The sequence below is a fragment of the Sphingopyxis sp. genome, from assembly GCF_035686825.1.
In the GTDB taxonomy this organism is placed as follows: Bacteria; Pseudomonadota; Alphaproteobacteria; order Sphingomonadales; family Sphingomonadaceae; genus Sphingopyxis.
On the sequence record NZ_DASRYZ010000004.1, the window covers coordinates 1 to 14,356 of the forward strand.

Sequence of the window (14,356 nt, forward strand, 5' to 3'; positions counted from 1 at the left end):
CAACTACTGGGCGAACCGCCTCGTCTGCGAAGCCGCCGACCGCGCGATGCAGGTCCATGGCGGCATCGGCTACTCGCGCCATAAACCCTTCGAACATATCTACCGACACCACCGCCGCTATCGCATCACCGAAGGCGCCGAAGAAATACAAATGCGCAAAGTCGCAGCCTTCCTCTTCGGATATATCGGGCCAAGGAAGGGAACATTGGGATAGGTTCAAATCCTCCCTGGGGCGTAGCCGTGGAGAGAGGGGTCGCCCGAAGGGTAGTGGGGCGCAACTCGCGTTATCGCCACTTCGTCAGCGGTTACGCCGCTGCCGCCTCCCCATCGCTCCGCAACAGGGAGGATTACCGTTTCCGCACGAACTCGGCGCGCAGCACCAGCCCCCTGATCCCCTCGTGCCGGCAGTCGATTTCCTGATCGTCACCGGTCAGGCGGATCGACTTGATGACGGTGCCGACCTTCAGCGTCTGCCCCGCGCCCTTCACCATCAGGTCCTTGACCAGCACGACCGAGTCGCCGTCGGCCAGCCGGTTTCCGACCGCATCGCGCACTTCAGGGCCCGCCGCCGCGGCGGCGGCGCGGTCGCGCGCATCGCTCGCGGACAGCCATTCTCCGCTCGCTTCGTCATAGACATAATCTTCATCGTCACTGGTCATTCTTTTATCCCGGTTTGCGGAAACGCAACGCGAACTGGTCGGTCTTGCCGCGGATTTCCTTGTCGAACACATTCGCCGTACGCGGGTCGTCGGCGCGCTTGTAGAGATCGCTTTCCGCCTCGAGCTTGAAGCCGGCCTTGGTGAGCGCGGCGACCACGGCCGCCTTGTCGATGCGGTGCAGGCTGTCGGACAGCGTCGTGCCGCTGCCGTCGGCGGCGCTATGATCGACGACGACGAGCGTGCCGCCGGGTTTCAGTGCCGCGAACAGCGCGGCGCTCGCCTTGTCGCTCGTGCCTTCGGGAAAGGGTTTGAGGTAGAGGTCGTGGAAATTCTGCACCGTGATGATCGTGTCGAGCGGTGTCGTGAATGCAGGCGCCGCGAAAGGGCCCGCCACCGCGTCGACATTCGGATAGGCGGCATCGACCGCGGCCTGGTCGTCGCCATATTGCTTCTTGAAGGCGATGAACTCGGCGGGCTGGAAGGCATAGACCTTGCCCGTCGGTCCGACCGCGGCGGCGAGCAGGCGGGTGACATAACCGCCGCCCATGACGAAATCGCCAACCTTTTCGCCCGGCGCGATCTGCGCGAAGGCGAGCAGATCGGCGGGTTTGCGCGCGGCATCCCGCTCGCGGTCGGCGGCGGGGCGCGCGGGATCGGCGAGCGCGGTCTTGTAACTGGCGGCGGATGTTTCTTTGGCGGCGAGCGGGGTCGCCGAAACGGCGATCATAAGGGCGAGGGCAAGCGGACGGATCATGGCATCGACTCCCTTCATATGGTCGCGCCACCATAGCGCCTTGCCGCGAAGGCGGCGCGCTTATTTGCATCTCGCGATTTTGATGATAGGTTTTTGTGTGAAACTAAAAATCGGGAGACGGACATGCATGATCTGGTGATTCGCGGCGGCACCGTCGTCGATGGTTCGGGCGGCGCGCCCTTTATCGCGGACGTCGCGATCGACGGCGACCGGATCGTCGCGGTCGGCGAAAATCTGGGCGCGGGCGCGCAGGAAATCGACGCCAGCGGCAAGATCGTCACGCCCGGCTTCGTCGACGTCCACACCCATTATGACGGGCAGGCGACGTGGGATGCCGAAATGGCGCCGTCGAGCTGGCACGGCGTCACCACCGTCGTGATGGGCAATTGCGGCGTCGGCTTTGCCCCCGCCAAGCCCGATCGCCACGACTGGCTGATTTCGCTGATGGAAGGCGTCGAGGACATCCCCGGCACCGCGCTCGCCGAAGGCATGTCGTGGGATTGGGAGACTTTCCCCGAATATATGGACGCGCTCGAACGGCTGCCGCGCACGGTCGATGTCGCGTGCCACGTCCCGCACGGCGCGGTGCGCGCCTATGTGCTCGGCGACCGCGAAAAGCCCGGAGCGATCCCGACCGAGGCGGACATCGCCGAAATGTCGCGCATCGTCGAGGAAGGCGTGCGCGCGGGCGCGCTCGGTTTCTCGACCAGCCGCACCGTGCTCCACAAGTCGGTCGACGGCGAACTCGTCCCCGGCACCACCGCGACCGCCGAAGAGCTGATCGCGATCGGCCGCGCGATGGGCCGCGTCGGTTACGGCGTGTTCGAAATGGCGAGCGATTTGAAGCGCGAGTGGAACGAGTTTCAGTGGATGGGCGATCTCAGCCGCGAAACCGGGCTGCCGGTGACCTTCGCCGCGCTCCAGTCGATCGCAAAGGAACTGCCGCTCGAGGAACAGATCGAGGAGATGCGGCGCCAGAATGCGAGCGGCGCGAATATCGTCGCGCAGATCGCGCTGCGCGGCAACGGCGTGATCATGGCATGGCAGGGCACCGTCCATCCCTTCCGCTTCAAGCCCGCGTGGAACGAAATCATCGACCTTTCGTGGGACGAGCAGCTCGCGAAATTGAAAGATCCGGCGTTCAAGACGCGGATGATCGAAGAAGAAAATATCTGGCCCGAAAGCGACATCATCGACTTCCTCAAGGTCGTCGCGCTGGGTTGGCCGGTGCAGTTCGAAATGGACCCCGACTTCAACTACGAGCCCCGGATGGACGAAAGCATTATGGCGCGCGCCGCGGCGGCGGGTATCCCGCCGGCCGAATATGCCTATGACCTCTTGATGAAGGACGATGGCAAGGGCTTCATCTATTTCCCGATCCTCAACTACCGCGACGGCAACCTCGATTTCCTCGAGGATTTGCAGGCGTCGGACGACACGGTGAACAGCCTCTCCGACGGCGGCGCGCATTGCGGGACGATCTGCGACGCCGCCTCGCCGACCTTCATGCTCCAGCACTGGGTGCGCGACCGCAAAGGCCATCGCATCGCGCTCGAGCATGCGGTGAAGCGCCAGTGCCGCGACACGGCTTTGCTCTATGGCCTCGAAGACCGCGGCGTGCTCGCGCCGGGCTATCTCGCCGATCTCAACGTCATCGATATGGAGGCGCTGAAGCTCGGCAAACCGTGGCTCGCCTTCGACCTGCCCGCGGGCGGCAAGCGGCTGCTGCAAAAGGCCGACGGCTATGTCGCGACGGTCAAGTCGGGTGTGGTGACGTTCAAGGACGGCGAAATGCAGGGGCCCACGCCCGGCGGCGTGATCCGCGGCCCGCAACGCGTAGAAATGGCGATGGCGGCGGAGTAATCCGCCGCCGCGCGCGTCACCGCGCCAGCAGATCCGACGGCAGGGTCGGTTCGCTGACGATTTTCGCCATGCGCCGCCACATTTCGTCGCGCGAGGGCCGGCCCCGCTCGACATAAGCGCGCACCATCGTTTCGCCGAGGCCATAGTTGATCACATAACTGCGATACTGGTCGGTGAAGCCGATCGATTGTTCGGCGCGCTGGGGCGAGACGAGCAGATATTTCTGCGTGAGCGCGATCGCGGCCTTCCGGTCGATCTCGCCGTCGAGATATTGCTGCGCGATCGTCAGCCGCGCGCCCGACGCGCGCTTGATCGCTTTCAGAAGCTGCCAATAGCGGTCGTCGGACGGCACCGCGATCTCGGCGATCGGCATCAATATGTCGCGTTCGGTATCGGCCTTGCTGCTTTCGGGGAAGGCGAGGTCGATGCCGTAATTGGCGCTGCCCTCAGCGATCAAGCTCTGCGGGCTGTAGAGCGGATAGACGCTGAACTCGCTCCAGCCGCGCTCCTTCACCAGCTTTTCCTCGAGCTTCATGTTGAGGAGATGGTGCCCCGGATAACCCTCGTGGCAGCCGAGATCGAGCGCGCGCGACAGGCGGATCGGCAGGTCGGTGTTGACCTGGATCAGGCTATGGTAGCCGCCTTGGTAATAGTTGTAGCCGCTCCAGCTTTTACCGGTGACGAATTCGAGGCGGAAGCTCTCGCCCTCGGGCATCGGAATATGTGCCATGCTGCGCCCGCGGCAGCGCGCGATCGCGGCGTCGAAGGTCTTTTGCAGCCGGTCCTTGGGGATGGTGAAGGCATCGAGATAGGCCTCGACGCGAGCCCAGAGCGCGCCCTCGCCCGGCACCAGCCTTTCGATCTTCGCGAGTTCGGCGTCGTAGCTTGCGAGCGGCTTGAGGCGAGGCCGCACGCCGAACAATCGCTCGGCTTCGTCGGCGAAGGCGAAACGCGTGCCCTGCATCATCATCAGCCGCGTCTCGGCGGCGCGAAGCTGCGCGCGAAGGAAGGCGGCGCGGCGCTTGGCGAGCGGGTCGGAGATGCGCCGCGCGGCAAGGTCGACCTGCGCCATCAGCTCGCGCGTCGCCGCGAGCAGTGCGGGCTTGTCGCGCGGCGCCGCTTCGGCCGACTTTTTGAGCTCGGACGGGCCGTAATAGGCGTCGATATAGCCCGGCTCGTGCGTTCCGATTTCGAGGCTCAGCCGCAGATAGGCGGCGGCGATTTCGTCGAGCGCCTTGGTCGAGGCGGCGGTGCGGCGCACGTCGAGTGCCGCCACGCCGGGCTCGGGGGCTGCGCTTTTCGGCCCGGTGGAAGCGCAGCCCGCGAGGGTCGCGGCGGCGATCAGCGACAATGAAATCAGCTTGGTCATGTCCGGCTGCTTAGCCGTGGGCTTCGGAGGTGTCACGCACATCGCCGTCGGTGGTGATTTCGCCGTTCGAGGCCTGCTCTACGGCCTCATGCTGCGGGTGCGGCGGGGCGAAGCGCAGCACGGCAAAGCCGGCGAGCGCCGCGGCAAGCGAGCCCATCAAGATGCCGATCTTCGCTTCCTCGACGAGCAGGGCATCGCCAGGGAAGGCGAGCCCGCCGATGAACAGGCTCATCGTGAAGCCGATCCCGCACAGCATCGCGACGCCATAGACCTGGAGCCAGGTCGCGCCGCGCAGCCGGCCCGCGATACCGAGTTTGACGGCGAGCCAGACGCTGCCGAAAATGCCGATCTGCTTGCCGAGGAACAGCCCGGCGGCGATCCCGAGCGGCAGCGGCGCGAAAATCTGGTCGATCCCGAGGCCGCGGACATCGACGCCGGCGTTGGCGAAACCGAACAGCGGCACGATCGCGAAGGCGACCCAGGGATGCAGCGCATGTTCGAGCCGGTGCAGCGGCGAGGTCTGGCTGTCGGGTGCGCCGGGTGTACGCTCGAACGGGATCGTCATTGCGGCGAGGACGCCGGCGATCGTCGCGTGGACCCCCGAAAGCAGCATCGCATACCAGAGCAGGAGGAACATCAGCAGGTAGAGGAGGAGGCTTTTAACCCCCGCGCGGTTCATCACGAACATGAGGGCGAGGATCGCGGCGGCCGCACCGAGCGCCATGACATTGATCTTGGCGGTGTAGAAGAGCGCGATGATCGCCACCGCGCCCATGTCGTCGACGATCGCGACGGTGACGAGGAACAGCTTGAGCGACGTCGGCGCGCGCTTGCCGAGCAGCGCGAGAACGCCCATCGCAAAGGCGATATCGGTCGCCGCCGGGATCGCCCAGCCCTGTGCGAGCCCCGGTTCTTTCCCGGCGAAGACCATATAGAGCGCCGCCGGCACCGCCATACCCGCCGCCGCGGCGATGAAGGGCAGCCGCCGCCGGTCCCAGCTCGCGAGCCGGCCATCGACGAACTCGCGTTTGATCTCGAGCCCGACGAGCAGGAAGAATATCGCCATCAGCCCGTCGTTGATCCACAGATGGACGGTCATCGGACCGAGCTTGTCGGTGAGAACGGGGCCGGTCACCGCGTGAATCGCGTGCTCATAGGTCTCGGCGAAGGCCGAATTGGCGACAATCATTGCCAAAATGGCTGCAAAAATGAGCAGCATGCCGCCGGCGCTCTCGCTTTCAAGAAAATCGCGCAAGGCGGATCGAGGCGGAAAACTGCGGGCCATGGATTAGTAATTTCCTTAGTTTGTCAGCAAATTTGACGATTGGGCCGCTATTTGGGCCAGACTTTACAAATCGGACCTGTTCACTAGCACTTAGATGGAGGTGACATTAGGTCATCGAGGGGCGCGGGGCTAGCATATTGGGGCTGTCGACCGCATGGCTGGAATGGCTGGTGCTGGGAGCCGGTCATGAACTGATGCTGTTCGCATCGGTTGGAATATTGCTGATCGGGCTCGACGATCTGCTGTTCGACGCCTTGTGGCTGGCGACGCGCGGCCGCGATCCGGCGCCGGTTCCGGATACGCCGCCGATCGAGGGGCGCTTCGCGGTGTTCGTGCCCGCTTGGGACGAAGCCGAAGTGCTTCCGGCGATGCTGCGCCGGACGCTCGCGGCGTGGCAGGGGGAGGATTTCCGGCTTTATGTCGGCTGCTACCCGAACGACGCCGCGACGCTGTTCGCCGTGTCGCCGCTGGTCGCGCGCGACCGGCGGCTGCGGCTGGTGATTGGGGGCCATGAAGGACCGACCACCAAGGGCGACAATCTCAACCGGCTGTGGGCGGCGCTGGGCGAGGATGAGCGCGCCGAAGGCATGCGTTTTGCCGCGATCGTTCTTCACGATGCGGAGGATCACGTCCACCGCGAGGAGCTCGCGCTTTATCGCCGCCATCTCGGCGACGATGCGATGGTGCAAATTCCCGTCGTGCCGCTGATCAAGCGCGAGGAGCGATGGGTTGGCGGGCACTATGGCGACGAATTTGCCGAGGCGCACGGCAAGGAACTGGTCGTGCGCTCGCGCCTTGGCCTGCCGTTGCCCTCGGCGGGTGTCGGTTGCGCGCTGACGCGGAGCACCCTCGCGCTGCTGGCGATCGAGCGCGGCGGCGAGCCCTTTTGCTGCGACAGCCTGACCGAAGATTATGAGATCGGGATGCTGATCGGCGCCTATGGCCTTGGCACGCGCTTCATCGACACGGTCGGGCCCGCCGGCGACCGGATCGTGTCGCGCGGCGCTTTTCCCGGCGAGGTTGAAAAGGCGGTGCGGCAAAAATCGCGCTGGATCGCGGGAATCTCGCTTGCGGGATGGGATCATCTGGGCTGGCCGGGTTCGCGGCAGGGCGACGCGGGTGTCTCGGCGAACCGCGCCTGGCTCGCGCGCTGGATGCTGTGGCGCGATCGCCGTGCGCCGCTCGCCGCCCTCATCCTCCTCGCCGCCTATGCCGGGGCGATCCTGACCGGACTGGGCCTGGCGGGGGAGTTGCTTCTCGGCTGGAATGCGGTCGTTCTTGGCGAGGGCATGCGGCTGCTCCTCGCCGTCAATCTGTTGCTGCTCTGCTGGCGAATGGGGATGCGCGGCCATTTCACGGCGCGCTGGTATGGTCTTGGCGAGGCGCTGGTTTCGGTGCCGCGCGCCTTCGTCGCGAACATCATCGCGATCCTCGCGGCGCGCCGCGCGGTCACCCTTTACTGGCGAATGCTGCGATCGGGCGAAGTGGTGTGGGACAAGACCGACCATTGCCAAAGCGAGCCGGTCCATCAGGATGCCTTTGTCCGGAGGATCGCGCGATGATGGCGCGGCGCATCGGCGCGCGCCGCGATGCCCCGGCGCTGCGCTTCCTGTTGCTGTGCATCGGCGGCTGGATCGCACTGCGCATCATGATGACGTGGAATCCCGCCATGTCGGTGCCGCCCGATGTCCCGGCGATGCCGTGGGCGCCGCCGTCATCCTTTGTGACCGAAAGCGGCCTTGCGGACAGCCGGTCCTTTGCTCATCGCGTACCGGCGAAGGCCATATCGGTGCAAGGCGCAGGCCCGCTTCGCGTTTTGGCGGCGCCGCGGCCGGACCTCTCATATGCGTCTCCCCCCATCGAGGCTCATGCGCATTCCGGCGGCTTTGGCGCCGACCGCCACAGCCTTCGTCTTGCCATGATGGCGCGGCTGTTACCGTCGCGGCCGGGAGAGGCGGCGCGCTCGGCAGTGGGCGGGAGCGGGCCGTTATGGTTTCCACCGGCCGCGAAGGCCGCGCCGGGACAGGGCGCCCCCTTCTGGATCCGGCGCCAGCTTTCGAGCTGGTCGCTCGGAAGCTGGGTCTATCTGCGCCAAGGGTCGGGGGATGCGCCCGAAACCATCGGCGGTGCCGGCCAGCTCGGCGGCAGCCAGGCGGGCCTTCGGCTCGCTTATGGTTTCGGAGACACCGGCCGCGTGCGCGCTTATGGCCGCGCGACGATCGCGCTGCAGCGGCCGCGCCAGCGCGAACTGGCCTTCGGTCTCGCCTTCGCTCCGATGGCGCAATTGCCGGTCGATCTCGCGATCGAACAGCGCGTTGCCGCGGGCCCCGAAGGCCGCACCGCGCTCGCCGTCATGGCCAGCGGTGGTGTCTCGGACGTCGCGCTGCCCGCCGGCTTCCGGCTCGATGCCTATGCGCAGGCCGGCATCGTCGGTGCGCGGCGGCGCGACGGTTTCGCCGACGGGGCGGTGGTCGTCGACCGCCGTCTCGGCGCCCGCGAGACGTCGCTGCGGCTCGGCGCGCTCGCGGCGGGGGCGGTGCAGCCCGGCGCGGCGCGCGTCGATGTCGGGCCGCGGCTGACGCTGCGCCTTCCCGAGGTGGGCGAAGGCAGCCGGATCGCGCTCGACTGGCGCCAGCGCGTCGCGGGCGACGCGCGCCCCGAAAGCGGCTTGGCGCTGACCCTCGCCGCGGACTTCTGATCGCGGGAAAAAATAGCCGCCGCAGCCGATTCCCCGCTCGGGAAAAATCCTCTAGGGTCGCGGGACTCGGCGCAGTTTCGCGCGCCGGCGAGCATCAACGGGACCCATGGATCTCTACCTTCCAGTCGCCAATCTGTCGGTCAATGCGCTGGTCATCATCCTGCTCGGCGGCGGGGTGGGCTTTCTGTCGGGCATGTTCGGCGTCGGCGGCGGCTTTCTCACCACCCCGCTGCTGATCTTCTATGGCATCCCGCCGACGGTCGCGGCCGCTTCGGCGGCGACGCAGGTCACGGGCGCCAGCGTGTCGGGCGCGCTCGCGCATCTCGAGCGCGGCGGGGTCGACCTGCGCATGGGGACGGTGCTCGTCGCCGGCGGCCTCGTCGGCTCGCTGATCGGCGCCGGGCTGTTCGAACTGCTCACCGCCTGGGGCCAGATCGATACGGTAATCAACATCCTCTATGTCGTCCTGCTCGGCTCGGTCGGCGGGATCATGGCGCGCGAGGCGCTGGGCGCGCTGCGCAACATGCGCGCCGGGCTTCCCGCGCCGGCGCGCAAGCGGCGCCACCACCCGATGGTCGCCAACCTGCCGCTGCGCTGGCGTTTCTATCGCTCGGGCCTCTATATCTCGCCGCTCGCGCCGCTGATTCTCGGCATGGCGGTCGGCATATTGACGATGCTGCTCGGCGTCGGCGGGGGCTTCATCATGGTGCCCGCGATGATCTTCCTGCTCGGCATGGGCACGCAGGTGGTCGTCGGGACCTCGCTGTTCCAGATCTTGTTCGTGACGATCGCGACGACGATGGTCCACGCGATGACGACGGGTGCGGTCGACATCGTGCTCGCCGGGCTGCTGCTGCTCGGCAGCGTCACCGGGGCGCAGATCGGCGCGCGCTTCGCCCAGCGGGTGAAGCCCGAATATCTGCGCATGGCGCTCGCGGTCATCGTGCTGCTCGTCGCGGCGCGCATGGCGGTCGACCTCTTCATCCGCCCCGACGAAATCTACACGGTGCAATGACCAAGCTGCGCGCCTTGATCCTCGCGGCCGCGCTGGCGCTGCTTCCCGCGACCGCGGCGCACGCCGCCGACCCGCGGCTGGTTCCCGACGTGTCGAGCCGCGCGATCGACATCCAGTACAGCTTCACCGGCGAGGAACTGCTGCTGTTCGGCGCGATCCTCTATCCCGGCCAGCGCCTGCCCGACGACCGCGCCGACATCGTCGTCGTGTTGAAGGGGCCGGTGCGGCCGATCGTGCTGCGCGAAAAACGCCGCGTCGCGGGGATATGGGTCAATGCTAACAGCATCCGGCTGCGCACCTCGCCCGGCTTCTATGCGATCGGATCGTCGCGCCCGATCGATAAGCTGGTCGACGAACGGACCGCGGCGATCTTCGAGCTCGGCCTTGCCAATCTGTCGATGTCGCCGACCGGATTTCCGGAAGCGAAGACGCTCGAACGGTTCGAAGCTGGGCTCATCGACCTCTATCGCCGCGCCGGGCTCTTCGTCGAAAATCCCGCTTCGGTCGAGATTACGGAGGGCGTGCTCTATCGCGCCCGCATTCCCGTGCCGGCGCGCGTTCCGGTGGGAACCTATCGCGCCGAAACCTATCTGATCAGCCGCGGCCGCGTGCTCGCGGTCGCATCGCGCGACGTCCAGATCCGCAAGGCGGGATTTGAACGGTTCGTCGCGCTCGCGGCGGAGCGCCACGGCTTCCTCTATGGCCTCTCCGCGGTCCTCCTGTCGCTCGTGCTCGGCTATGGCGCGTCGGCGATTTTCCGCCGCCGCTAGAGCCTGCCCGAACACAAGCTTCTAGTCCTAAGTTCACCGCCTATTTACCCTCGTCTGCGATAGCTGGGGCCGGGACCACAATAGGCGGGGCGGATATATGGACATGCAGGGTGGCGGATTCGGCGCCGGGGATTTGACGGCGGCACAACATGTGCGCCTGACCGGCGGCGGCGTGGCGGCGCCGGTCGTACCGGTAGCGAGCCATCATCGCGACGATCTGATGATCGGTGAAGTCGTCGATATTTCGGGTTCGGCCTCGCGCATCCTGCTCGATTCCGCGGTCATTGGAAAATTGGCGTCGTCGAGCGATGCGGCGGTGGCGATGGCGGGACAGGTCGGGGCGCAGGTAAAGGTCCGCGTCGGCACTGTCTGGCTGATCGCGAGTATCCGCGACCAGCAACTGCACGAACGCGGCGAAGGGCTGATTATCGCGACGATCGATTTCCTCGGCGAAGGCGAAGAGGAAAAGATCACCGGCCGCATCCATAATTTCCGCCGCGGCGTCACGCGCTACCCGATCCCGGGCAGCCAGGTGTTCGCGGCGACCAGCGCCGACCTCAAGCAGATTTACGCCGCCGACGAGCGCGCGCATGTCGAGATCGGCACCGTCTATCCCACCAAGGATATTCGCGGCTCGCTTTATGTCGATGCGATGCTCGGCAAGCATTTCGCGCTCCTCGGCTCGACCGGTACGGGCAAGTCGACGAGCGCCGCGCTGATCCTCCACAAGATTTGCGAGCTCGCGCCGCAGGGCCATATCGTGATGATCGATCCGCACGGCGAATATTCGGCGGCCTTCAAGGGCACCGGCGCGCTGTTCGACGTCGACAATCTCGCGATGCCCTATTGGCTGATGAATTTCGAGGAACATTGTGAGGTCTTCGTCACCGCCGAAGGGCGCGACCGTCAGGCCGACTGCGACGTGCTCGCGCGCTGCCTGCTGCAGGCGCGGACCAAGAACCGGCTGGCCGAGGGCATGACCAAGATCACGGTCGACTCGCCGATCCCCTACCTCCTCTCCGACCTTCTCAGCATCCTCACGAACGAGATGGGTAAGCTCGACAAGGCGACTTCGTCGGCGCCCTTCATGCGCATCAAGGGCAAGATCGAGGAAATGCGCGCCGACCCGCGCTATAATTTCATGTTCTCGGGCATGCTCGTCGCCGACACGATGGCCAATTTCCTCGGCAAGATCTTCCGCCTGCCGTCGGACGGGCGGCCGATTTCGATCATCGACGTGTCGGGCGTGCCGTCGGACATCACCGGGGTGGTCGTCGCGGTGCTGTCGCGGCTGACCTTCGACTATGCGATCTGGTCGCGCGGCGAGCCGCAGCGCCCGATCCTGCTCGTCTGCGAGGAAGCGCACCGCTATATCCCGGCGAAGGACGTCGGGACCGGGCAGGCGGTGCGCAAGATCCTCGAACGCATCGCCAAGGAAGGCCGTAAATATGGCGTATCGCTGGGCCTGATCACCCAGCGCCCCTCCGACCTTGCCGAAGGCGTGCTGTCGCAGTGCGGCACGATCATCTCGATGCGCCTCAACAACGAACGCGACCAGCATTTCGTGAAGGCGGCGATGCCCGAAGGCGCGCGCGGCTTCATCGATTCGATCCCGGCGCTGCGCAACCGCGAATGCATCATCTGCGGCGAAGGCGTCTCGATCCCGATCCGCGTCCACCTCGACACGCTCGAAGAGGAAAAGCGGCCGGCGTCGAGCGATCCGCTCTTCTCGAAACTGTGGCGCGAAACCGGCGGCGAGGCGGAAATCCTCGAACGCGTCGTCAAGCGGTGGCGCAGCCAGGGGCGGTAAGTTTCTTCATCCGCCCTGCGAAACGCCGGGCGCTGCGTTCAGTCCGAGCCGAAAGCCTCAGCCTTTCCACTCCCCGCTCTTGCGGAATTCCTCGCGGATCTGGCCCGACTGGTTGAGCCGCGGATCGGTATAGGTCGGCGCCGCGGCGGGCGGCGGTGCGGTCGTTGCCGGCGGCGTCATCGCGCCGGGCAGCGGCGCCGGCGCGACCTCGGGCAGCGGCGCGGCGGGACCTGCGAGCATCGGTGCGGGACCGGCGCCGGGAGCGACGCCCTGACCCTTCAGGATCGCCAGCTGCTGCGCGAGCGGCAGATAGGGACCGGGCACCGGCTCGCGGCCGAGATAAGGCGCGCGAAACGCATCGGGCATTCCCCAGCGGCCGCGCCAGCGGTGAAAGATATGCGCGCCGACGATGTTGGTCATGACCAGGCTCTTGCCCCAGCGCGGCCAGATCGCTTGCGTATGATAATGCGTCGCGAGTCCGACCTTGGGGAAGACATATCCGCCGAGCGCGGCCGACGCGATACGGCTCGCGCGCAGCCAGTTCCGCCGTTCGGGCGCGCGCGCCATCGCGCCGTCGCAGCTGAAGGTGAACTGGCACACGCCCGCGCGCTGCGATCCCTGGAAGACGACGCCGCACACGGTGTTGGGAAAGCTCGGGTGGCGGACGCGGTTGATCACCGTCTGCGCGACCCCGCGCATTCCGTCGTCCGTCTCGGACGCCGCCTCGTAATAGAGCGCGGCGGTCAGGCAATAATGCGCGCGCTCGCGGTCGAGCGCGGTGACCCCGCGAAAGACATAGGGTTTGGCGGCCGGCCCGACGAACGCTTCCTCGCGCAGCAGCGCGGGATCGGCGGGGGGCAGCGCGGTCGCATCGCTGTAACCCACGCTCGCCGGATCGGGCAATGTCGGGTCGATCTTCAGCGCCGCCTGATAATCCTCGGCATTCATGATCGCCCAGCGTTCGGGGTCATAGGGTTTGAAGTCGATCGGCACCGACACGTTATACGGTCCGAAGACCGCGGGTGCGCGCATCTGACCGCTCGACAGCAGGAAGGCGAGGCAGGCGACCGCAACCACTCCGATGATCGCCGCCCAAAAGACACGCCCCGGCCCGGCCGGTTTTTCCGGCATCGGGTCGCGCCACGTCGAGCGGGCGGTCAGGGACAGTTCGGGCTTCATGCGCGTTTCAAATTCCATTGCGCCGGTCACGCGATTCGCATGAACGGGGCCAGTCGGCACTTATACCCTGAAACGCCAATAAAATGTTTCACTGTCGATTCATACGACAGGGTAACGATTACCGCAGCGCAGGCGCGGTCCTATCTGACGCGACCGTGAAGGAAGATGATGGTCGCGCTAAACGGCACTATGGCGCCTGCCATGCGCATCAGGTCTGGGTTGCCGACCTCGAACAATCCCCACGCCGGCCCGAGGAATTGCTGCGTGCTCATAAAGGCGAGGTGAAAGCCGATCGCCGCCGGCACGGCGTTGGCGCTGCGCAATATGCCGAGAACGAAGCCGAAGAAGAAGAGAAAGCTTGCGTCCAGCCATGTCGGCGCGACGCCGATCGTCCAGGCAAAGAGGGTGAAGAGCAACGCCTGGAGGATGATGGCGGGCCAGCTAGGCATTTGGGCGCGTAGCAGGGATTGGATTGCGCCGCGAAAGATCAATTCCTCGGGGAAGGCTTCGGCAAGGAAGACGAGGGCGACGGCCGCGGCGCCGTTGAGCAGGATAGTCGAAAGTGCCGCATCGGTGCGGAGCGACACCATCCCCGACGCGAGCCCCGCACCGAGCGCGAGCGCGAAAGGAATGGCGAAGCAGAGGGCGCCGAAGGCGAAGGAGCGAAAAGAGCCCGTGCGCCGCGCACCGGCCGGGCCGTTTGCAATGCGATGAACCAGCGCGACGAGCAGCGGCGCCGACACCGCGACGATGACCGCAAAAGCCCATCGCTCCGAACGCGGAAATCGATCGACCGCATAGGGAGAGAGGGTGAGCGCGGCGGACCAGATTCCGAGCGCGCCGAGCAAGAGCAGCACGACGCCGAACGAAGATTGCAACGAGCGGACCATGGCAGCGGCCATGCCGGCACGATGGCGATTTCGCAAGCGGCGCGTCCCGATCGGGAGTTTGGCG

13 protein-coding genes are annotated in these 14,356 nt (G+C 66.2%); 7 read left to right on the forward strand and 6 right to left on the reverse strand.

The annotated features are described in order from the left end of the window. Nucleotides 1–214, forward strand: a 214-nt coding sequence (locus VFG17_RS08805; protein ID WP_325029099.1) for an acyl-CoA dehydrogenase family protein, incomplete at its 5' end; no start/stop codon positions are given. Nucleotides 215–347: 133 nt separating this feature from the next. Here the strand turns inward: VFG17_RS08805 and VFG17_RS08810 are convergent. Further along, the gene (locus VFG17_RS08810) at nucleotides 348–659 is read right to left on the reverse strand and encodes an alkylphosphonate utilization protein (RefSeq protein ID WP_325029100.1); all 312 of its coding nucleotides are present in this window, start codon (nucleotides 657–659) and stop codon (nucleotides 348–350) included. Between the two features lie 4 nt (nucleotides 660–663). Next, nucleotides 664–1,413, reverse strand: a complete 750-nt coding sequence (locus VFG17_RS08815; protein WP_325029101.1) for a methyltransferase — start codon at nucleotides 1,411–1,413, stop codon at nucleotides 664–666. 123 nt (nucleotides 1,414–1,536) lie between these two features. On the opposite strand from VFG17_RS08815, the gene VFG17_RS08820 reads away from it, so the two are divergent. Continuing rightward, entirely contained in the window at nucleotides 1,537–3,276 is a 1,740-nt protein-coding gene (locus tag VFG17_RS08820) for a D-aminoacylase (protein ID WP_325029102.1), read from the forward strand. Between the two features lie 16 nt (nucleotides 3,277–3,292). Here VFG17_RS08820 and VFG17_RS08825 read toward each other — a convergent pair whose 3' ends face one another. Further along, on the reverse strand, nucleotides 3,293–4,645 hold the full coding sequence (locus VFG17_RS08825; protein WP_325029103.1) for a hypothetical protein: 1,353 nt from the start codon (nucleotides 4,643–4,645) through the stop codon (nucleotides 3,293–3,295). 10 nt (nucleotides 4,646–4,655) lie between these two features. Beyond that, a complete protein-coding gene (gene nhaA / locus VFG17_RS08830; protein ID WP_325029104.1) occupies nucleotides 4,656–5,930 on the reverse strand; it encodes a Na+/H+ antiporter NhaA in 1,275 nt (424 codons plus the stop codon). A gap of 137 nt (nucleotides 5,931–6,067) precedes the next feature. Here nhaA and VFG17_RS08835 point away from each other — a divergent pair, with 137 nt between their 5' ends. From VFG17_RS08835 to VFG17_RS08855, 5 genes are all read left to right on the forward strand, one after another. After that, on the forward strand, nucleotides 6,068–7,492 hold the full coding sequence (locus VFG17_RS08835) for a glycosyl transferase family protein (protein ID WP_325029105.1): 1,425 nt from the start codon (nucleotides 6,068–6,070) through the stop codon (nucleotides 7,490–7,492). After that, entirely contained in the window at nucleotides 7,489–8,628 is a 1,140-nt protein-coding gene (locus VFG17_RS08840) for a hypothetical protein (protein ID WP_325029106.1), read from the forward strand. The genes VFG17_RS08835 and VFG17_RS08840 overlap by 4 nt, the downstream gene beginning before the upstream one ends. 106 nt (nucleotides 8,629–8,734) lie before the next feature. Then, nucleotides 8,735–9,643: a sulfite exporter TauE/SafE family protein gene (locus VFG17_RS08845; RefSeq protein WP_325029107.1), complete on the forward strand. Its 909-nt coding sequence runs from the start codon at nucleotides 8,735–8,737 to the stop codon at nucleotides 9,641–9,643. Next, nucleotides 9,640–10,413 carry a TIGR02186 family protein gene (locus tag VFG17_RS08850; protein WP_325029108.1) on the forward strand — a complete coding sequence of 258 codons (774 nt, stop codon included), beginning with the start codon at nucleotides 9,640–9,642 and terminating at the stop codon, nucleotides 10,411–10,413. The genes VFG17_RS08845 and VFG17_RS08850 overlap by 4 nt, the downstream gene beginning before the upstream one ends. 220 nt (nucleotides 10,414–10,633) lie before the next feature. After that, on the forward strand, nucleotides 10,634–12,223 hold the full coding sequence (locus tag VFG17_RS08855) for an ATP-binding protein (protein WP_325029531.1): 1,590 nt from the start codon (nucleotides 10,634–10,636) through the stop codon (nucleotides 12,221–12,223). Between the two features lie 57 nt (nucleotides 12,224–12,280). On the opposite strand, the gene VFG17_RS08860 is transcribed toward VFG17_RS08855, so the two are convergent. Then, the gene (locus tag VFG17_RS08860) at nucleotides 12,281–13,420 is read right to left on the reverse strand and encodes a cell wall hydrolase (RefSeq protein WP_325029109.1); all 1,140 of its coding nucleotides are present in this window, start codon (nucleotides 13,418–13,420) and stop codon (nucleotides 12,281–12,283) included. A 122-nt stretch (nucleotides 13,421–13,542) separates the two neighbouring features. After that, nucleotides 13,543–14,304 carry a CPBP family intramembrane glutamic endopeptidase gene (locus tag VFG17_RS08865; protein WP_325029110.1) on the reverse strand — a complete coding sequence of 254 codons (762 nt, stop codon included), beginning with the start codon at nucleotides 14,302–14,304 and terminating at the stop codon, nucleotides 13,543–13,545. Nucleotides 14,305–14,356: the final 52 nt, after the last annotated feature.